Raw genomic sequence first — 17,798 nt, 5'->3', positions numbered from 1 at the left:
GACCTTGCCGCGCCGCCGGGGTGATCTGCGCTGAAGCTTGAGAGGGGACGGCAATGACGGACGGTATCGGCGGCAAACTGCGCCTCGGCGTGAACATCGACCACGTGGCCACGGTGCGCAACGCCCGCGGCTCGGCCTATCCCGATCCGGCGCGCGCTGCCAAGCTGGCCGAGGAGGCCGGGGCCGACGGCATCACCGCCCATCTGCGCGAGGATAGGCGCCATATCTCGGACGCCGATATCGACAACCTGATGGCGACGCTGAGCGTGCCGCTGAACCTCGAGATGGCGGCGACGGCCGAGATGCAGGAGATCGCCCTGCGCCACAAGCCGCACGCCATCTGCCTGGTGCCCGAGAAGCGCGAGGAGCGGACCACCGAGGGCGGCCTCGAAGTGGCGCGCGAGGAGAACCGGCTGGCCCATTTCATCGCGCCGCTGCGCGATGCCGGCTGCCGGGTGTCGCTGTTCATCGCCGCCGACAAGGCCCAGGTCGAGGCCGCGGCCCGGATCGGCGCGGCGGTGGTCGAGCTGCATACCGGCGCCTATTGCGACTTCCATTACGAGGGCCGCTTCGCCGCCCGCGACGAGGAACTCGAGCGGCTGCGCGACATGGCCGCCTATGCCGCCGAGCTCGGGCTCGAGGTCCATGCCGGCCACGGCCTGACCTACGAGACGGTCGCCCCGATCGCCGCCTTCCCGCAGGTGGTGGAACTGAATATCGGCCATTTCCTGATCGGCGAGGCGATCTTCCGCGGCCTGGTGCCGGCGATCGAGGAAATGCGGCGGCTGATGGACGAGGCGCGGGGCTGATGCTGGCCCCGGCCCATGTCGGCCTGATCCTGCTGGGCTGGGCGCTGGCCGGTGGCAGCCCGGGGCCGGCGACGCTGGCGATCTCGCAAACCGCGATGTCGCACGGGCGCCGGGCGGCGCTGACGCTGGCCGCCGGGATCACCTGCGGCTCGGCCAGCTGGGGCGTCGCCGCCGGGCTGGGGCTGAGCGCGGTGATGCTGGCCAATGCCTGGATGTTCGAGGGGATCCGCTATGCCGGCGCCGGCTACCTGCTGTTCCTGGCGCTGAAATCGCTGAAACGGGCGGCCCGGCCCTGGCTTGCCACCGCGGCCGCGACCGGGCGCCGGCGGCTCTTCGCCAGGGGGATGCTGCTGCACCTGACCAACCCCAAGGCGGTGCTGGCCTGGGGCGCGATCTATGCCATCGCCTTGCCGCCCGGTGCCGGTGGCGCGGATGTCTGGACCCTGTTCCTGTGCCTGATCTCGGTCTCGGCCACCGTCTTCCACGGCTACGCGCTGCTGTTCTCGATCCCCCGCGTCGCCCGTGGCTACGCGCGGCTGCGGCGCTGGTTCGACGGCGCCTTCGGGGCGCTGTTCGGCGTCGCCAGCTTCGAGATCCTGACCGCCCGGCTGCGGGTCTGAGATGATCCTCGGCATCGGCACCGACCTGTGCAATATCGAGCGCATCCAGGCGACGCTCGACCGTTTCGGCGACCGGTTCCGCGACCGGGTCTTCACCGAGATCGAGCAGCGCAAGGCCGAACGCCGCAAGGACGTCGCCGGCACCTATGCCAAACGCTGGGCTGCCAAGGAGGCCTGTTCCAAGGCGCTGGGCACCGGGCTGCGCATGGGCATCGCCTGGCGCGACATGGGGGTGGCGAACTTGCGCAGCGGCCAGCCGGTGATGGCGCTGACCGGCTGGGCGGCCGAGCGGCTGGCGGCGATGACGCCGCCGGGCCACGAGGCCATCGTCCATGTCACCCTGACCGACGATCATCCCTGGGCCCAGGCCTTCGTGGTGATCGAGGCGCGGCCGCTTGCCGATCCGGAGGCGGCTCCGCGAACAGTTGACCCCAACGAAACTTGACTTCACCAATGGTTCCCGCGCATGTAGCGCCGGACTTCAACCCGTCATCCGGACCGACCAACGGACCCGACCAGAGCAGCAGGCAGGAGCGCACATGGCGAGCAAGGCAGAGGGCGGTGACGGCATCGTCGAGACCATCAAGACGATCGTCTATGCGCTACTGATCGCGGGGATCTTCCGCACCCTGTTCTTCCAGCCGTTCTGGATCCCCTCGGGCTCGATGAAGGACACGCTGCTGATCGGCGATTTCCTCTTCGTCAACAAGATGGCCTACGGCTATTCCAGGTATTCCTGCCCGTTCAGCATGTGCCCGATCTCGGGCCGCATCTTCGCCTCCGAACCCAAGCGCGGCGACGTCGTCGTCTTCCGCCACCCGGTCAACGGCGCCGACTTCATCAAGCGGCTGATCGGCCTGCCCGGCGATCGCATCCAGATGAAGGACGGGCTGCTCTACATCAACGACAAGCCAGTGAAGGTGACCCCGGCCGGCCAGTTCGACGAGACCTACGCGCCGCAGGGCCCCGTCGGCCATTACCCGCGCTGCGAGAACGCGCCGGTGGGCGAGGGCGGCACCTGCATCAAGGACCGCTTCCGCGAGACGCTGCCCAACGGGGTGAGCCACGATATCCTGAATATCGAGCAGCACGGCCCGGCCGATAACACGCCGGTCTTCACCGTGCCCAAGGGCGAATTTTTCTTCATGGGCGACAACCGCGACAACTCCGAGGACAGCCGTTTCTCGCAGGCCGTCGGCGGGGTGGGCTTCGTCCCGGCCGCGAACCTGATCGGCCGTGCCGACCGGGTGATCTTCTCCTCCGCCGGGCGCTCGCTGTTCTACTTCTGGACCTGGCGCCCCGACCGCTTCTTCAAGGCGATCGAGTGAAGCTTTCCGGCGATCTTCAGGCGTTTTCCGACCGCATCGGGCATGAGTTCCGGCGGCCCGAACTGTTGTTGCGCGCCGTCACCCATGCCTCGATCTCCTCGCCGACCCGGCCCGACAACCAGCGGCTGGAATTCCTCGGCGACCGGGTGCTGGGGCTGGTGATGGCCGAGGCGCTGCTGGCGGCCGACAAGGCGGCGACCGAGGGCCAGCTCGCCCCGCGCTTCAACGCTCTGGTGCGCAAGGAAACCTGCGCCGACGTCGCCCGCCAGGTCGACCTGGGCGCGGTGCTCAAGCTGGGCCGGTCCGAGATGATGTCGGGCGGCCGGCGCAAGGAGGCGCTGCTTGGCGACGGGATGGAGGCGGTGATCGCCGCGGTCTATCTCGACGGCGGTTTCGAGGCCGCGCGCGCGATGATCCTGCGGCTCTGGGGCAAGCGGATCGCTTCGGTCGAGGCCGATTCCCGCGACGCCAAGACCAGCCTGCAGGAATGGGCCCAGGCCCGCGGCATGGCGCCGCCGAAATATGTCGAGACCGGCCGCAGTGGCCCGGACCACGCCCCGGTCTTCACTGTCGAGGTCCGGCTCGAGAACGGGGCCGCGGCCAGCGCCCGCGCCGGCGCCAAGCGCCAGGCCGAGCAGACGGCGGCCAAGGCGCTGCTGGAGCGGCTGGAGGCGGGCGGCGCTTGATCGGCCCGGCGGCCGGCCGCTATCCTGCCCCGCAGGCACGATCGCCCGGCTCTGGCATCCGGCGGGTTTCTGCCTTATGTGAGCCCCTGCATTTCCAACAAGGCCCCTGCCCATGACCACGCGCGCCGGTTTTGTCGCCCTGATCGGAGAGCCCAACGCGGGCAAGTCGACCCTGCTCAACCGCATGGTCGGCGCCAAGGTCTCGATCGTCACCCACAAGGTCCAGACCACGCGGACCCGGATCCGCGGCGTCTGCATGGCGGGCGAGTCGCAGATCGTCTTCGTCGACACGCCCGGCCTGTTCCGCCCGCGCCGCCGGCTTGACCGCGCCATGGTCGCCGCGGCCTGGAGCGGGGCAGCCGATGCCGACGTGATCGTGCTGCTGATCGAGGCCCATCGCGGCATCACCTCCGGCGTCGAGACCATCCTCGAGGCGCTGCGCGAGCGGGCGACCGAGGGCCAGACCGTGGCGCTGGCGATCAACAAGATCGACAAGGTCAAGGCCGAGGCACTGCTGGCGCTGACCGAGCAGCTGAACGAGGCCTATCCCTTCGCCGCCACCTTCATGATCTCGGCCGAGCGCGGCTATGGCGTCGAGGACCTGCGCGACTGGCTGGCCGGCCAGCTGCCCGAGGGGCCGTGGTTCTATCCCGAGGACCAGATCGCCGACCTGCCGCTGCGCATGATCGCCGCCGAGATCACCCGCGAGAAACTGACCCTGCGGCTGCATGAGGAACTGCCCTACCAGCTTACCGTCGAGACCGAGCAGTGGCAGGACCGCAAGGACGGCTCGACCCGGATCGACCAGATCATCTATGTCGCCCGCGACGGCCACAAGGGTATCGTGCTGGGCCACAAGGGCGAGACGATCAAGGGCATCAGCCAGGCGGCGCGGGCCGAGATCGCCGAGTTCCTCGGTCGCCCGGTCCACCTGTTCCTGCAGGTCAAGGTCCGGCCCGGCTGGCTCGACGAGGCCGAGCGCTATTCCGAGATGGGGCTCGATTTCAAGGATGGCGAGTGAGCCGAGGCTGACGTCGGAATTCTGGGTCCGCGCCTACCTGGCGCGGCTGCGGCTGGCCGATATCCCGGCCTTCGTCACCGCCCATGGCGACGACACCGCCGGCGCGGTGCTGGTCAAGCTGGCGACGCTGGACGGCAAGGCCTGCGCCTTCCAGCGCAGCTTCGATCTGATGACCGGCGCCCGTGCCTGGGTGGTGCTGGCCGAGGGCGACGAGGCCGAGGTCGACGCCGCCATCGCCCGCCAGCGCGGTTTCGATCCCGATCTCTGGGTGATCGAGGTGGAAAGCCGCGACGGCCGCCACCTGCTCGACGAGGACGGTCTGCGCGACTGAGCTCCGCCGCGCCGTCAGTTGAGCAGGTCGCGGGTGCGCGCCAGCCCGCCCTTCAGGCCCTTGAGCGAGACCGGCAGGGTCAGCTTGCGATCCGAGAGGGTGCGGACGGTGACGGTGAGCAGCTTGCCCTCGACCAGCCCGGCGAGCTCCTTGGCGTCCAGTATCAGCGGCACGATGCAGCCCAGTTGCAGGCAGGTCGAGAACGGCCGCGGCGCACCCAGGGCGATGCCGTCGACCGCCAGCGTGACGCCCTTGGTGACGGCGACGCCGAAGGGCAGGACGATCGCGCCCTGAGAGCCGTCGCCCTTCGGCACCAGGTTGATCGCCAAGGTGCGCTGCTTGCGCGGATTGACCTGCTCCTGCGACAGGACGCATTTCTTGGCCGCGCTCTTGTCCCCCGTCACCATCTGGCAGGCGACGGTCCAGTCGCCATGGACCTTGCGCAGGGCACTGGCGCCGCCCGGCAGGTCGGCGGCCGGCCTGGCTTGCGTCTGGGCCATGGCCGCGCCGGCCGCGAGGGCCAGCCCCAGCCCCAGCGCCAGCAGCGATGCGCGCAATGTCTTGATCGGCATGCTCTCTCCTGTCTGTCAGAACCGGGCGGTGAGCCGGGCCAGCACGGTCCAGTCATGCGCCCTGGTGTTGCCGGCGCTGCGCAGCGCCTGTCCGGCGGTGACGGTGGCCGTCAGTCCTCCGGCGGCATAATCGACGCCGAGGCCACGGGCGACAAGGGTGGTCGAGGTGCCGCTGGCCCGGTCCTGGCCGCTGGCGATGTCGACGAAGAGGTAGGGCCGCAGCCGGTCGCGGCCGCTTGCGCGCAGGCCGAAACCGGGCAGCCGGACCTCGTTGCGCCAGATCGCCCCGGCTTCGACGCTGGCATCGTCGAAGCCGTAGCCGCGCACCGCGTCCAGCCCGCCCAGCGACAGCCGCTCGGGATCGGGCAGCGGGCTGCCGGTGAGGATCGCCGAGAGGTGGCTGTGCCAGCTGGTTCCGGCGCCCAGCCGCCTGCCGCGGTCGAGGTCGAGCGCGGCATAGCCGTAGCGGACGGAGCTCACCCGGCCGTTCGAGTAGCTGTTCCAGGTGGCGCCGTCATTGCCGGCCATGACCCCGCGCGGATTGGCCTTGAGGCGCAGGTCGACCGCGGTCCGGCCGGTCTTGCCGGGAAGGGTGTCGCTCCAGCCCGCCGACCTGATCGTTGCCGCTGACGCTGCCGGTGGCATAGGCGTTGCTGACGTCCTGCCCCTGACCCGCCAGATCGCCGGTGTAATTGCCGCCCGCAACGGACCCGCCGACGATGCCGATATTGCGCAGCGTTGCCGTGGCATAGCCGAGCAGGCCGACGAAATCCGCCGCCGGCCGGTTGATCGTCAGGTCGCTGATCCTGTGGCCGAGCCTGTCGAAGATCCCGGCAAACCCGTTACCGCCGTTGAGCGGATCGCCGGCGCCGTCGGTGCCCCGCGGCACCAAGCCGGCGCCCGAGTTCCAGCCCGCCGTGGCGGTGACGTCGGTATCCCAGTAGCCGTTGGTGATCGTGCCGCTGATGCTGCTGACAGCGAGCAGCCCGCCACTGGAACCGGAGCCGCTGGCCTTCCCCAGGGCGTAGACATTGCTCAGCGTTCCGTAACTGACGCCGACCAGCCCGCCAGAATTATGGCCGCCCACTGAGCCAGTGGCGTAGGAATTGCTGATCGTTGCCGCCGCCACGGCATCGACCGTGAGGTCGACCGGGTCGAGCAACCACTGCCCGCCGCTCCCGGCATCCGCCGCGCGCATCAGCACCCTTGTGCCGGCGGCCAGCGCCGCTGTGCCCTGCGGCGCGTCGATCGTGTCGGCATTGCCGACCTTCTAGGCGATCAGCGCCACGTCGCCCCGCGCCGAGCGGATGGTGCCCAGGTTGGCGACCGAGCCGCCGGGGCCGCTGAAGGTCAGGCTGCCGCCATCGAGGAAGTCCCCGTCTTTGACGTCGAGGCTGGAGGCGACGAAGCTGCCGCCGGTCGTGACGGTGCCGTCGGAGCCGACGACGACCCCGGCGGGGTTGACGAGGAACAGGCTGCCGGTGGCGCTGAGGCTGCCGTCGATGGTGCTGGTGACATTGCCCCGCACCCGGTTCAGCGTTGCGCCGCTGCCGTTGTCGAAATGGACCGAGGCGCCGGAGCCGACCGAGAACCTCTGCCAGTTGAGGATCGCCGTCCGGCTCGACTGGGTGACGGTCAGGGCGCTGCCGCTGGTGGCGACCGCCGCCGCGCGGCAGCGCCCCGTCGGCCCGCGCCAGCACTGGGCACAGCCCCAGGGCCATCAGCAGCCCCAGCGCCGTCCCCGTTCTCAGCACGCCTGCCCGGCCGAGGCGCTTCCACTCTGCACGGTTGCTCATACTCGCACTCCCTTGCCCCGCCCCCGTCCGGCTGTGAAACCCGGACCGCCCGGCGGGGCCGCGGCTTGCCACCTGAACCACTCGCCACGCGCATCACGGGCGCCGATAGCCCTTCCCAGGTCGTCGTCACGCGCAAGCCGAAGGCGCTGCCCGGGCGCGGCGCTCGCCGTCCGGCGGCCAGCGCCGGCCCGGCGCGACATCCCGCTGCGCGGGCGCCGCCCCGGCGGGATTAAGTCGCTGTTTTTGCGTATTTTTATGGAAAAGTTCGGCTATGCTTGTCCGCAAGTGTCCACAAATAGCCCCTCGTGAACGGAGCGATGGCCGGCCCGCGCCGCCGTGGGCCTCAGGGCATTTGCAGTCGCGCGAAGGCCATGGCCAGGGCTTCCGTCTAGGACAGCGGAACCTCAAGCCGGCCGCCGGTTCCGGGCGTGGTCAGAAACTCCCGGCACAGTGCCCCGATCTCGCGCTCTGGCCCGAGATCGTAGCCGAGGCTTTCAAGGTCCCGGTCGATGGTCTCGGAGCACCGGTCGATATAGCGATTGTCCCGTGCGATCGCCCCGGCGGGTTGCAGGCTGCGCACGCAGAGAATGCGCGAGGCGGTCGGGCGGGTTTCGAAGTCCTGGTAGGCCGAGCCGGCCAGCAGGCCCGTCAGCACCGTGACGGGTGGCAGCGGCGGCGGAAAGTTCAGAAACAGCGCGTGGCCCTGCCGCGTATCCGGCCGCGTATCCGAGAGCGTCATCGAGAGCATGCGCTTGGCCACCCGCACGGGTCCGGAATAGTGCAGCGTGCCACCGCTCACCCGTTCCTCGTAGCTGGCGCGCAGGGTGCCGTCGGCGTCGGGCGAGATCGGCAGCGCGCCCCGGATCCGCCGGCCGCGCGCGGCCTTCGGCCAGGCCGACGAACAACAGGCATAGTCGCCCCGGAACATGGCCGCCGGGTCGGAAGCCGGCGCCGGGGCGGACGGCGCCCCCGAACCGGCGGGATCGAGACCGTAGCGGGCCGAGACGAGGCTGGTGAAGACGTCGGGCGAACAGTCGGAGAGGAATTGCGCCGACTGGTCGAGATCGAGCAGCAGCGCCCAGTCGCGATAGACCTCTCCCGAGCGCGGCTGCGACCGGCCCTTCATCCACTTGTAGGAATTCTGCAGCGTGAATTGCGTCGTTGGGTTGCGGGCGCAGAGCTCCTTTTGGGTGATGCATCCCGGTGCGCGGGCCATGAGCGGAAGTTTCTATGCAAAACCAACAGCCATGCTGGCGCGGCCCGGACTTGGAGAAGGTTATTCCGGGTCAGTCCAAGCCCGCCCGCAGAACAAGCCCGGGGCCATCGCGGACGGGGCGCGGCAGAGCCGGCGAGTGCCCGCCGGCCGCGGGCCGGGACGCATCTCAGTCGCGGCGGACGCTGGCGGTGACGTAGTTCACCGACAGGTCGCGGTCGGACAGCCGCCACGACCAGGCGACCGGGTTGAACACCATGCCCTTGCGGTCGACCGGGTCGAGTCCGGCGCGGCGGATCAGGTCATAGAGCTCGTCCGGGGTGATGAACTTGTTCCACTCATGGGTGCCCTTGGGCAGCCAGCGCATCACCCATTCGGCGCCGACGATGGCCATGGCGAAGCTCTTGGCGTTGCGGTTGAGCGTCGAACAGATCATCAGACCGCCCGGTTTCAACAGGTCGTGACAGGCGGACAGGTAGGCGAGCGGGTCGGAGACATGTTCGACCACTTCCATGTTCAGCACCACGTCGAAGCGTTCGCCCGCCGCCGCCAGCGATTCGGCGGTGACGTTGCGGTAGTCGATGTCGAGCCCGGTCTGCTCGGCATGAATTTGGGCCACCGGGATGTTGCCCGCCGCCGCGTCGGCGCCGATCACCTCGGCCCCCAGCCGCGCCATCGGTTCCGAAAGCAGCCCGCCGCCACAGCCGATATCCAGCAGCCGAAGCCCCTTGAAAGGCACCTCGTCGGCAAGGTTTCGTCCGAATTCGGCGGCAATCTGGCTGGTGATGTAATCCAGCCGGCAGGGGTTCATGTCATGCAGCGGCTTGAACTTGCCGCTCGGGTCCCACCACTCGGCGGCCATCGCCTCGAACTTGGCAACTTCGGCGGCATCTACCGTGGTTTCGCTTTGCATGCGACCTCCTGTCGATTCTGCGTTCCGACCCCGTGGCGGGGCGCGCCTTTGCGTTATATAGGTCAGTCATGGACAGAACCGCAGGCCAAAAACGCGCAGCCGCCTTTCTCTACCCGCCGGTCGACCCCTTCGACCAGCGATTCCTCGATACGGGCGACGGCCACCATGTCTATGTCGAACAGTCCGGGGCCCGCGACGGCATCCCGGTGATCGTCGTCCATGGCGGGCCCGGCGGCGGCTGCAGCCCGGCGATGCGGCGCTATTTCGACCCGTCGGTCTATCGCATCATCCTGTTCGACCAGCGCGGCTGCGGCCGGTCGCGGCCACATGCCAGCGTGACGGGCAACACCACCTGGGACCTCGTCGCCGACATGGAGCGGATCCGCGAGGCGCTGGGGATCGGGCGCTGGATGCTGTTCGGCGGCAGCTGGGGCGCGACGCTGTCGCTGATCTACGCCATCACCCATCCCGAGCGCGCCGCGGCGCTGGTGCTGCGCGGCGTCTTCCTGATGACCCGGGCCGAGCTGGACTGGTTCTACGGCGGCGGCGCCGGCCGGTTCTTCCCCGAACTCTGGGCCCGCTTCAGCGCCGCGGTGCCGGAGGGCGAGCGCGGCGACCTGATCGCCGCCTATCACCGGCGGCTGTTCAGCGGCGACATGCGCGAGGAGCTGCGCTATGCCCGGCTCTGGGCCGGCTGGGAGAACGCGCTGGCCTCGATCGACAGCGACCTGCCGCGCGGCGACGGTCCGGCGGAATATTGCCGCGCCTTCGCCCGGCTCGAGAACCACTATTTCACCAATGCCGGGTTCCTCGAGCATGACGGCTGGATCCTGGCCCAGAAGCACCGGATCGAGCATCTGCCGGCGGTGATCGTGCAGGGCCGCTACGACATGATCTGCCCGCCGGTCTCGGCCTGGAACCTGGCCGACGGCTGGCCGCGCGCCGACCTCAAGATGGTGCCGGCGGCAGGCCACGCCCTGTCGGAACCCGGGATCAGCGCCGAGCTGGTGCGGGCGACGGACGCCTTTAGGACCTGCAAGGCGCTGGGGATCTGAGGGGGCTGGCGCGTGGCTCAACGCGCGGTATCGAGGCCGCGTCATCTGCCAAATGTCCCGCCCGGCGCTTGCGCGGGGCACGCGTCCGCCCGCCCCCCACTCCGGGCGGCCGCGCGCCCTCTGAGCAATGTGTGAGCGCGCGTCTTTGCCAGGGGGCCAGTCCTTTGAAATCGCGGCCGGGCCGGTGACGCGCCCCTATTCCTGCTCCTGCCTGTCGTCGCGGCGGAACGGGCCGTAGGCGGTCAGCACCTCGATCTCCTCGCCCACCGCGCGGGCCTCGGCCTCGACGAAACGCGCGATGGCGTCGCGGAAGCCGGGATCGCCGATCCAGTGCAGCGAATGGGTCTCGACCGGCAGGTAGCCGCGGGCCAGCTTGTGCTCGCCCTGCGCCCCGGCCTCGACCCGGGCGAGGCCGTGTTCGATCGCATAGTCGATGGCCTGGTAATAGCAGAGCTCGAAATGCAGGCAGGGGTGATCCTCGACGCAGCCCCAGTAGCGGCCGTAGAGCGTGTCGCGGCCGATGAAGTTCAGCGCCCCGGCGACGTAGGCCCCGTCGCGCTCGGCCAGCACCAGCAGCACGTCGTCGCGCATGGTCCGGTGCAGCTCGTCGAAGAAGGCGCGGGTCAGGTAGGGCGTGCCCCATTTGCGCGATCCGGTGTCCTGGTAGAAGTGCCAGAAGGCATCCCAGTGCTCGGGCCGCAGATCGTCGCCGGTCAGGGCGTGGATGGTGCCGCCGAACGCCTGCGCCACCCGGCGCTCCTTGCGCAGGGTCTTGCGCTTGCGCGAGGACAGGCCGGCGAGGAAGGCGTCGAAGCTGTCGTAACCGCGGTTCTCCCAGTGGAACTGCTGGGTGACACGGTGCATCAGCCCCATCGCCGCGCCGGCCTCGGCCTCTTCCGCGGTGCAGAAGGTGACATGGAGCGAGGACAGCTGGTTCTCGGCCGCGATCTGGACCGCGCCCTGGACCAGCGCGGCGCGGCCGGTCTCCTCCAGCCCCGGCAGGGCCAGCAGACGGCGGCCGGTGGCGGGGGTGAAGGGCACCGCGATCTGCAGCTTGGGATAGTAGCGGCCGCCGGCGCGCTCGTAGGCATGGGCCCAGTTGAAATCGAAGATGTATTCGCCCTGGCTGTGGCTCTTGACATAGAGCGGGGCGACGGCGATCACCTGCTCGCCCGCCCGCGCCACCAGCGGCCGCGCGTCCCAACCGGTGCCGGGCCCGACCGAGCCCGAGCGTTCCAGCGCCGACAGGAAACGGTGGGTGGTGAAGGGATCGTCGGGGCGGCCGCCCTCGGCCGCCTCGGGACAGGCGCAGGCGTCCCAGTCGCCGGCCGGGATCTCGGAAACCCCGCCCAGCAGATTGATTTCGATCGTCTCGCGCATCTCGGCTCCGGTTTCGCGCAACCCCGACGGATCTGTGTCGCGCCCCGGTCAGGTCAAGCCGGCCCGGTCAGGCGGGGAAGGCGGCGGGGTAATCCTCGAAGGTGATGTTCTGCGCCACCTCGCGCGCCTTGGCCTCGGCTTCGGCACTGCGGATGGTCCAGCACAGGATATGGGCGCCCTTCGCCGCCAGCTCGGCCACCCGCGGATTGTCGAGATCGGCCGCCTCGTGGCTGATGAAGCTGGCGCCGACCCGGTCGTAATCCGGGATCAGCCGCAGCTCGTCGGCGCGCGACTTGGGCAGCAGCAGCCAGTGCTCCATCCGGTAGGCGCTGGTGGTCAGGCCGCGCGGGACATGCGGCGCGTGCCGGGCCATCGCGGCGATGGCATGCGGGTTGAAGGACATCACGGCAAGCGGCCCGTCATAGCCCGCCAGCACCCCGGCGACGGCCTGTTCCAGCGGCCCGACATCGGGACCGTTGGCGCCGTCCTGGTCCTTGATCTCGACCAGCAGCGGCACCTTGCCGCCGACCAGCTCCAGCACCTCGGCCAGCGTCGGGATGCCGTCCTCGGCGCCGATCAGCGGGATGGCCGCCAGCTCGGCCGCACTGCGTTGGCAGACCGGGCCGGTCTCGGCGGTCAGGCGTTCCAGCGAATAGTCGTGGAACACCATCGGGATGCCATCGCGCGAGGGCTGGATGTCGATCTCGATGCCATAGCCGGCCTCGACGGCGGCGCGGATCGCGGCGCGCGAGTTCTCGGGCCGGCCGGCGCTGCGGTCGTGATAGGCGCGATGGGCGATCGGCCGGGTGAGGAAGGCGCCGGGCAGGGCCGGGGCCTGGACAGGGGTTTCGAGCGACATTCAGCGGACCTCGAAAATGCCTTCGATCTCGACCGCGACGCCCAGCGGCAGGGCCGCGGCGCTGACGGCCGAGCGGGCGTGGCGCCCGGCTTCGCCCAGCGCCTCGACCAGGAAGTCGGAGGCGCCGTTGATGACCTTGGGCTGATCGGTGAAATCGGCGGTCGAGTTGACGAAGCCGGTCAGCTTGACGACGCGGACCAGCCGCGACAGGTCGCCGTCGCAGGCGGCGCGGACCTGCGCCAGCAGGCTGATGGCGCAACGTTTCGCGGCCTCGGCCCCGGCGGCGAGATCCAGATCGGCGCCCAGCTTGCCGGTAATCAGCCCGTCCGGGCCCTGGCTGATCTGGCCCGAGACATGGACCAGGTCGCCGATCTTGACGAAGGGCACGTAATTCGCCGCCGGCGCCGGTGCATCCGGCAGGGTGACGCCCAGTTCGGCCAGCCGGTCCTCGATCGCGTTGCTCATCTCATCCTCCGATTTGCGGGCTCCGATATGGCGGACGCCGCTTCGCCGCCGACGCTACCCAATGCGCGCGGCGTCGGAAAGGCCCGATCGGATATCCGGCAGCGACGTGACACCGCGATGACGGCGGCGCCCGCGCCCGCTCAATTCTCGCGGAAGGCGCGGTTGAGGTAGTCGGTGAAGGGCTTGAGCAGATAGGCCAGCGGCGTCCGGTCGCCGGTGCGGATGAAGGCCTCGACCGGCATGCCCGGCAGCAGCTTCTTGTCGCCCAGCCGGGCCAGCTGGCCTTTGTCGATCACGATCTGGGCGCGGTAATAGGAGCGGTGGGTGCGCTGGTCCTGGAAGGCATCGGCCGAGATCACCTGGATATGGCCCATCAACTCGGGCGTCGAGCGGCTGCTGAAGGCCGAGAAATGAATCCGCACCTCCTGCCCGACATGGACCTCGTCGATGTGGATCGGCGAAACCTGGGCCGAGATCACCAGCGGCCGGTCCTGGGGCACGATATACATGATCGGCTCGGCGGCCCGGATCACCGAGCGCGGCGTCGTCACCGTCAGGCCGTAGACGATGCCCGAGACCGGCGCGCGGATGTCGAGCCGGTCGAGCTTTTCGCCCAGCGAGCGGCGGCGCTCGGCCAGTTCCAGCTCGCGATAGCCGAGGTCGCGCAGCTGGGTGATCGCCTCCTCGCGCCGGCTGGTGCCGAGCTTGAGGATCTCGATGTCGATCTCGGTGATCTTGCCGTCGGCCTCGGCCCGGTTGGCGGTCAGCTCGCCCACCAGGCCGCGCAGCCGCGCCTCCTCGCGTTCCAGGGCCAGCACCCGCGTCGCCTGGGCCAGGCCCTTGGACAGCAGGTCCTGCTGGGTCTTCAGTTCCTCGCGGATCAGGTCGAGCTGGGTCTTGAGCGCGTCGCGCTGGGCGTCGATGCCGGCCACCTGGCTCTTGATCTGCTCGCGCCGCTTGTGCAGCTGGTCGGTCTGGCGCTGCTGCGACTGGTTGCGGGCCTCGAACAGCCGGACCTGGCCGTCCATCATCGTCGAGACGGCGGGATGCACCCGGGCCGCCTCCCCGAGTTCTTCGGGGAAGGCGATCTTGGTGGCGCCGTCGCGCTCGGCCTCGAGCCGGCCGCGGCGGGCGAGGATCTCGTAGAACTGGTTTTCGACGATGGTCAGTTCCGAGCGCAGCAGCGAGCCGTCGAGGACGATCAGCCGCTGCCCGGCCTCGACGCGGTCGCCTTCCTTGACCAGAACCTTATCGACCACCCCGCCATCGGGATGCTGCACCACCTGGCGGTTCTCGGAGACCTCGATCAGGCCGGGGGCGACGACGGCGCCGGACAGGCGGCTCATCACCGCCCAGCTGCCGAAGCCGCCCAGCAGCAGGACAAGCGCGAAAAAGCCGACCAGAAGGGGCAGGCGCGCCGACCAGTTACTCTTACTCATGAAACGCCTCCGGGGCCGCTGCTCTTGACGATCTCGGCATGGTTCTGGACCATCTCGCGCAGGACCTGGTCGCGCGGGCCGAAGGCGCGGCGGGCGCCGTCCTCGAGCACCAGCAGCAGGTCGCATTCCTGGATCGCGGCGGGGCGGTGGGCCATGATCAGCACCGACTTGCCCTCGGCCTTCATCTGCCGGATCGCGGAGTTGAGCGCCATCGAGCCCTCGTTGTCGAGGTTCGAGTTGGGTTCGTCCAGCACCAGGATCACCGGGTCGCCATACATCGCCCGGGCCAGGCCGACGCGCTGGATCTGGCCGCCCGACAGCCGGCCGCCCAGGGCCGAGACCTTGGTGTCGTAGCCCTGGGGCAGGCGCACGATCATGTCATGGGCGGCCGATTTCTTGGCGGCCTCGACGACCTTGGCGTGATCGGGCGCGGTATTCAGCCGGGCGATGTTCTCGGCGATGGTGCCCTCGAACAGCGTCACCCGCTGGGGCAGGTAGCCGATATAGCTGCCCAGCACATCCGGGTCGTACTGGTCGAGCGAGGCGCCGTCGAGCCGGACCTTGCCGCCGGCCGGGCGCCAGACGCCGGTCAGCGCCCGGGCAAGGGTCGACTTGCCGGCGCCGGACGGGCCGATGACGCCCAGCGCCTGGCCGGGGTCGAGCCGGAAACTGACCATGCGCAGCGCCGCCTGCTGCTCGCCCGGCGGGATCACGGTCACCTGCTGGACGTCGAGCGCCGCCTTGGGCCGCGGCAGCGGCGTCCGCGCCGGTTCGTCGGGCACCCGGCTGAGCAGCTCGGACAGCCGGCCCCAGCCTTCCTGGGCGCGCTGCACCAGGCTCCATTGCCCGATCGCCATCTCGATCGGCGCCAGCGCCCGGCCGAGCAGGATCGAGCCGGCGATCATCGCCCCGGGCGAGAGCTGGCCCTGCAGCACCAGGTAGGCGCCCATGCCCAGCATGCCCGATTGCAGGAACAGCCGGAAGGTCTTGGTCAGCGTGGTATAGGCGCCGCCGCGATCGGCGACCCGGATCGTCTCGGCCAGCGCCTTGCCCCGCGCCAGCTGCCAGCGGTCGAAGCTCGACCCGCGCATGCCCAGGCTCTGCACCGCCTCGGATTCCGCCTTGATCTGCTCGGCGAACTGGTCGGCCTTGAGCGAGGCGGTATTGGCGTCGGCCATCGCCCGCCGGGTGGTCGACTGGTTGAGCAGGGTGATCAGGACCAGCAGCACCCCGCCAAGGATCGCCAGCACGCCGAGATAGGTGTGGAACATGAAGATCGCGGCGATGAAGAACGGGGTCCAGGGAATGTCGCAGACCGCCAGCAGCACCGGAGAGGTGATCAGGCGCTGGATCGATTCGAGATCGCGCTGCGCCGCCATCGCCACCGGGTCGTTGGGCCGGGTGGTGGTGCGTTGGATTGCCGCGGCGAAGACCCGCCGGTCGAGCCGGTCCTGGAACCGCGCCCCGGCCCGGGCCATGACCCGGCCGCGGGCATAGTCGAGCAGGCCCATCATCGCGAACAGGAAGGCGATCAGCACCGTCAGCGCCACCAGCGTTTCCTGCGAGCGGCTGCCGATCACCCGGTCGTAGACCTGCAACATGTAGAGCGGGCCAGTCAGCATGAGGATGTTGACGAATATGCTGAAAATAAAAACGGCCGCGAACAGCATGCGGCTTTCGTTCCGGGCGGCGCTCAGCTCGGCCCGCCCTTTCGCAGTCTCACTTCTGCTCATGCCGGAGAATCCAACCTATGTATTCTCGTTCAAATGATCCGTGCGACGCGCTGGCGCCGCGCAGCCGGTTGATATCACCTTCCTAGCATCGTAACCATGGCCACCAGCGCCTCAAGGGCAAAATTCGGTCGCAACAACTGCGGGAAGAACTAGCTATGCGGATCGCGCGCCCCTCGGGACACCCTGTCTTCCGCCGCCTGTCGCCGCGGCTTGCCGGCCTGGCGGTGCTGGTTTTGGCTACGGCGCTGTCGGCCTGTTCGCCGGCCGTCGAGAAGGGCAAGATCAACGACCCGTTCGAGAGCAACAACCGGGTCGCGCACCGCTTCAATGTCGGCCTCGACAAGACGGTGCTCAAGCCGCTCTCCTCGGCCTATGGCGGCGTGCTGCCCGAGCCGGTGCGCGCGGGGGTGGGGCATTTCGCCGCCAACCTCAACGAGCCCAGCAACGTGGTCAACAACCTGCTGCAGGCCAAGCTCGACAAGAGCGTGGCCAGCCTCTTCCGCTTCGCGATCAACAGCACGGTCGGCGTCGGCGGGCTGTTCGATCCGGCCACGGCGCTGGGCCTGCCGGCGGCCAAGACCGATTTCGGCGCGACGCTGCATGCCTGGGGCGCGCCCGAGGGCGCCTATCTCGAATTGCCGCTGCTGGGGCCATCGACCGAGCGCGACTTCGCCGGCACCATCGTCGACATGGCGATGAACCCGCTCAATTTCGCGCTGAACGGCACCGAGCAGGACGTGGCGCTGGGCGCCAAGGTCGCCTCAAAAGTCGGTGATCGCTACCGGTTTTCTGATACGGTCGATTCCATATTGTACGACAGTGCGGACGGTTATGCGCAGGCGCGGCTTCTGTATCTGCAGAACCGGCATTACGAGCTTGGCATAGCGGCCCCCGACACCTATTTCGATCCCTATGAGGACCCCTATGCGCAATGACATTTCCCGCCGCTCGGTTGTGGCCGGCCTGCTGTCCGGCACGGCGGTTATGGCGCTGGCCGGCCCGGCCAGCGCGCTGAACACCGCCCAGGCGCGCGACCTGATCGGCCGCCTGGTCAACGAGATCAACCGCGTCATCAACTCGGGCGAATCCGAGAACCGCATGTTCGGCGATTTCGAGAGGATCTTCGCCAAATACGCCGATGTGCCGGTGATCGCCCGCTCGGCGCTGGGCGTGGCCGCGCGCCGGGCCAACCGGGCCCAGATGAACGCCTTCACCACCGCGTTCCGCGGCTATATCTCGCGCAAGTACGGCAAGCGGTTCCGCGAATTCATCGGCGGCGAGATCGAGGTGACGGGCGCCCGCCCGGTCAAGAGCTTCTACGAAGTGACCTCGATCGCCAAGCTGCGCGGCGAGGCGCCGTTCGACCTGCGCTGGCATGTCTCGGACAAGAGCGGCCGCGACCTGTTCTTCAACATCATCATCGACGGCGTGAACATGCTGGCGACCGAGCGCACCGAGATCGGCGCGATGCTCGACAAGCGGCGCGGCAATCTCGACGCGCTGATTTCCGATCTGAAAACGGCGGGCTGACGGCGCGCCGAATCTCCGGGCCTTGCCGCGCTGACGCGACGAGGCCCG

Annotated in this window: 20 protein-coding genes and 1 pseudogene; 10 read left to right on the top strand and 11 right to left on the bottom strand. The window is 69.3% G+C overall.

The genetic code is table 11. From position 1 onward, the window contains the following. Window positions 1-53 precede the first annotated feature (53 nt). The 7 genes from ACFOES_RS17595 (at window position 54) to ACFOES_RS17565 (ending at window position 4,795) form a co-directional block, all read left to right on the top strand. On the top strand, window positions 54-809 hold the full coding sequence (locus ACFOES_RS17595; protein WP_377834675.1) for a pyridoxine 5'-phosphate synthase: 756 nt from the start codon (window positions 54-56) through the stop codon (window positions 807-809). After that, window positions 809-1,429, top strand: a complete 621-nt coding sequence (locus ACFOES_RS17590) for a LysE family transporter (protein ID WP_377834674.1) — start codon at window positions 809-811, stop codon at window positions 1,427-1,429. The genes ACFOES_RS17595 and ACFOES_RS17590 overlap by 1 nt, the downstream gene beginning before the upstream one ends. 1 nt (window position 1,430) lies before the next feature. Continuing rightward, entirely contained in the window at window positions 1,431-1,874 is a 444-nt protein-coding gene (gene acpS / locus ACFOES_RS17585; RefSeq protein ID WP_377834673.1) for a holo-ACP synthase, read from the top strand. Between the two features lie 94 nt (window positions 1,875-1,968). Then, window positions 1,969-2,757 carry a signal peptidase I gene (gene lepB, locus ACFOES_RS17580; protein ID WP_377834672.1) on the top strand — a complete coding sequence of 263 codons (789 nt, stop codon included), beginning with the start codon at window positions 1,969-1,971 and terminating at the stop codon, window positions 2,755-2,757. Then, complete coding sequence (rnc, locus tag ACFOES_RS17575) at window positions 2,754-3,443, top strand: ribonuclease III (protein ID WP_377834671.1); 690 nt, start codon at window positions 2,754-2,756, stop codon at window positions 3,441-3,443. The genes lepB and rnc overlap by 4 nt, the downstream gene beginning before the upstream one ends. 112 nt (window positions 3,444-3,555) lie before the next feature. Continuing rightward, entirely contained in the window at window positions 3,556-4,464 is a 909-nt protein-coding gene (gene era, locus ACFOES_RS17570; protein WP_377834670.1) for a GTPase Era, read from the top strand. Next, complete coding sequence (locus tag ACFOES_RS17565; RefSeq protein WP_377834669.1) at window positions 4,454-4,795, top strand: DUF1491 family protein; 342 nt, start codon at window positions 4,454-4,456, stop codon at window positions 4,793-4,795. The genes era and ACFOES_RS17565 overlap by 11 nt, the downstream gene beginning before the upstream one ends. Window positions 4,796-4,809: 14 nt before the next feature. Here ACFOES_RS17565 and ACFOES_RS17560 read toward each other — a convergent pair whose 3' ends face one another. The 6 genes and pseudogenes from ACFOES_RS17560 to ubiG form a co-directional block, all read right to left on the bottom strand. Further along, window positions 4,810-5,367 carry an invasion associated locus B family protein gene (locus ACFOES_RS17560; protein ID WP_377834668.1) on the bottom strand — a complete coding sequence of 186 codons (558 nt, stop codon included), beginning with the start codon at window positions 5,365-5,367 and terminating at the stop codon, window positions 4,810-4,812. 15 nt (window positions 5,368-5,382) lie between these two features. Next, window positions 5,383-5,895 (bottom strand): ShlB/FhaC/HecB family hemolysin secretion/activation protein, encoded by a 513-nt coding sequence (locus ACFOES_RS17555; RefSeq protein ID WP_377834667.1) that lies wholly within the window; start codon window positions 5,893-5,895, stop codon window positions 5,383-5,385. After that, on the bottom strand, window positions 5,882-6,565 hold the full coding sequence (locus tag ACFOES_RS17550; RefSeq protein ID WP_377834666.1) for a hypothetical protein: 684 nt from the start codon (window positions 6,563-6,565) through the stop codon (window positions 5,882-5,884). Before ACFOES_RS17550 ends, ACFOES_RS17555 begins: the two co-directional genes overlap by 14 nt. 72 nt (window positions 6,566-6,637) lie before the next feature. Then, a pseudogene (locus ACFOES_RS17545) lies at window positions 6,638-7,021 on the bottom strand (two-partner secretion domain-containing protein); the annotation flags it as partial. A 530-nt stretch (window positions 7,022-7,551) separates the two neighbouring features. Next, complete coding sequence (locus ACFOES_RS17540; protein ID WP_377834665.1) at window positions 7,552-8,379, bottom strand: hypothetical protein; 828 nt, start codon at window positions 8,377-8,379, stop codon at window positions 7,552-7,554. Between the two features lie 166 nt (window positions 8,380-8,545). Next, window positions 8,546-9,289, bottom strand: coding sequence for a bifunctional 2-polyprenyl-6-hydroxyphenol methylase/3-demethylubiquinol 3-O-methyltransferase UbiG (gene ubiG / locus ACFOES_RS17535; RefSeq protein WP_377834664.1), 744 nt, complete (start codon window positions 9,287-9,289; stop codon window positions 8,546-8,548). A gap of 68 nt (window positions 9,290-9,357) precedes the next feature. Between ubiG and pip the strand changes: the two genes are divergently transcribed. Then, window positions 9,358-10,344 (top strand): prolyl aminopeptidase, encoded by a 987-nt coding sequence (pip, locus tag ACFOES_RS17530; RefSeq protein WP_377834663.1) that lies wholly within the window; start codon window positions 9,358-9,360, stop codon window positions 10,342-10,344. Between the two features lie 195 nt (window positions 10,345-10,539). Here the strand turns inward: pip and ACFOES_RS17525 are convergent, their stop codons facing one another. The 5 genes from ACFOES_RS17525 to ACFOES_RS17505 form a co-directional block, all read right to left on the bottom strand. Next, entirely contained in the window at window positions 10,540-11,724 is a 1,185-nt protein-coding gene (locus tag ACFOES_RS17525) for a GNAT family N-acetyltransferase (RefSeq protein WP_377834784.1), read from the bottom strand. Between the two features lie 67 nt (window positions 11,725-11,791). Then, entirely contained in the window at window positions 11,792-12,583 is a 792-nt protein-coding gene (locus ACFOES_RS17520) for a glycerophosphodiester phosphodiesterase family protein (RefSeq protein ID WP_377834662.1), read from the bottom strand. Next, window positions 12,584-13,048 carry a RidA family protein gene (locus ACFOES_RS17515; RefSeq protein WP_377834661.1) on the bottom strand — a complete coding sequence of 155 codons (465 nt, stop codon included), beginning with the start codon at window positions 13,046-13,048 and terminating at the stop codon, window positions 12,584-12,586. Window positions 13,049-13,188: 140 nt separating this feature from the next. Beyond that, the gene (locus ACFOES_RS17510; RefSeq protein ID WP_377834660.1) at window positions 13,189-14,487 is read right to left on the bottom strand and encodes an HlyD family type I secretion periplasmic adaptor subunit; all 1,299 of its coding nucleotides are present in this window, start codon (window positions 14,485-14,487) and stop codon (window positions 13,189-13,191) included. Next, window positions 14,484-16,220, bottom strand: coding sequence for a type I secretion system permease/ATPase (locus ACFOES_RS17505; protein ID WP_377834659.1), 1,737 nt, complete (start codon window positions 16,218-16,220; stop codon window positions 14,484-14,486). The genes ACFOES_RS17510 and ACFOES_RS17505 overlap by 4 nt, the downstream gene beginning before the upstream one ends. A gap of 224 nt (window positions 16,221-16,444) precedes the next feature. On the opposite strand from ACFOES_RS17505, the gene ACFOES_RS17500 reads away from it, so the two are divergent. Further along, window positions 16,445-17,155: an MlaA family lipoprotein gene (locus ACFOES_RS17500; RefSeq protein ID WP_377834658.1), complete on the top strand. Its 711-nt coding sequence runs from the start codon at window positions 16,445-16,447 to the stop codon at window positions 17,153-17,155. Then, window positions 17,145-17,750 carry an MlaC/ttg2D family ABC transporter substrate-binding protein gene (locus tag ACFOES_RS17495; RefSeq protein ID WP_377834657.1) on the top strand — a complete coding sequence of 202 codons (606 nt, stop codon included), beginning with the start codon at window positions 17,145-17,147 and terminating at the stop codon, window positions 17,748-17,750. Before ACFOES_RS17500 ends, ACFOES_RS17495 begins: the two co-directional genes overlap by 11 nt. Window positions 17,751-17,798 lie beyond the last annotated feature (48 nt).

Source organism: Acidimangrovimonas pyrenivorans (genome assembly GCF_042643245.1).
GTDB classification, from domain to species: Bacteria; Pseudomonadota; Alphaproteobacteria; order Rhodobacterales; family Rhodobacteraceae; genus Acidimangrovimonas; species Acidimangrovimonas pyrenivorans.
This window is presented reverse-complemented; position numbering and strand designations above follow the sequence as displayed.

Coding starts and splice junctions, on each gene's coding strand:
- ACFOES_RS17595 (WP_377834675.1), top strand. CDS start 54: ATGACGGACGGTATCGGCGGCAAACTGCGCCTCGGCGTGAACATCGAC.
- ACFOES_RS17590 (WP_377834674.1), top strand. CDS start 809: ATGCTGGCCCCGGCCCATGTCGGCCTGATCCTGCTGGGCTGGGCGCTG.
- acpS (WP_377834673.1), top strand. CDS start 1,431: ATGATCCTCGGCATCGGCACCGACCTGTGCAATATCGAGCGCATCCAG.
- lepB (WP_377834672.1), top strand. CDS start 1,969: ATGGCGAGCAAGGCAGAGGGCGGTGACGGCATCGTCGAGACCATCAAG.
- era (WP_377834670.1), top strand. CDS start 3,556: ATGACCACGCGCGCCGGTTTTGTCGCCCTGATCGGAGAGCCCAACGCG.
- ACFOES_RS17565 (WP_377834669.1), top strand. CDS start 4,454: ATGGCGAGTGAGCCGAGGCTGACGTCGGAATTCTGGGTCCGCGCCTAC.
- ACFOES_RS17560 (WP_377834668.1), bottom strand. CDS start 5,367: ATGCCGATCAAGACATTGCGCGCATCGCTGCTGGCGCTGGGGCTGGGG.
- ACFOES_RS17555 (WP_377834667.1), bottom strand. CDS start 5,895: ATGGCCGGCAATGACGGCGCCACCTGGAACAGCTACTCGAACGGCCGG.
- ACFOES_RS17550 (WP_377834666.1), bottom strand. CDS start 6,565: ATGCGCGCGGCGGATGCCGGGAGCGGCGGGCAGTGGTTGCTCGACCCG.
- ACFOES_RS17540 (WP_377834665.1), bottom strand. CDS start 8,379: ATGGCCCGCGCACCGGGATGCATCACCCAAAAGGAGCTCTGCGCCCGC.
- ubiG (WP_377834664.1), bottom strand. CDS start 9,289: ATGCAAAGCGAAACCACGGTAGATGCCGCCGAAGTTGCCAAGTTCGAG.
- pip (WP_377834663.1), top strand. CDS start 9,358: ATGGACAGAACCGCAGGCCAAAAACGCGCAGCCGCCTTTCTCTACCCG.
- ACFOES_RS17525 (WP_377834784.1), bottom strand. CDS start 11,724: ATGCGCGAGACGATCGAAATCAATCTGCTGGGCGGGGTTTCCGAGATC.
- ACFOES_RS17520 (WP_377834662.1), bottom strand. CDS start 12,583: ATGTCGCTCGAAACCCCTGTCCAGGCCCCGGCCCTGCCCGGCGCCTTC.
- ACFOES_RS17515 (WP_377834661.1), bottom strand. CDS start 13,048: ATGAGCAACGCGATCGAGGACCGGCTGGCCGAACTGGGCGTCACCCTG.
- ACFOES_RS17510 (WP_377834660.1), bottom strand. CDS start 14,487: ATGAGTAAGAGTAACTGGTCGGCGCGCCTGCCCCTTCTGGTCGGCTTT.
- ACFOES_RS17505 (WP_377834659.1), bottom strand. CDS start 16,220: ATGAGCAGAAGTGAGACTGCGAAAGGGCGGGCCGAGCTGAGCGCCGCC.
- ACFOES_RS17495 (WP_377834657.1), top strand. CDS start 17,145: ATGCGCAATGACATTTCCCGCCGCTCGGTTGTGGCCGGCCTGCTGTCC.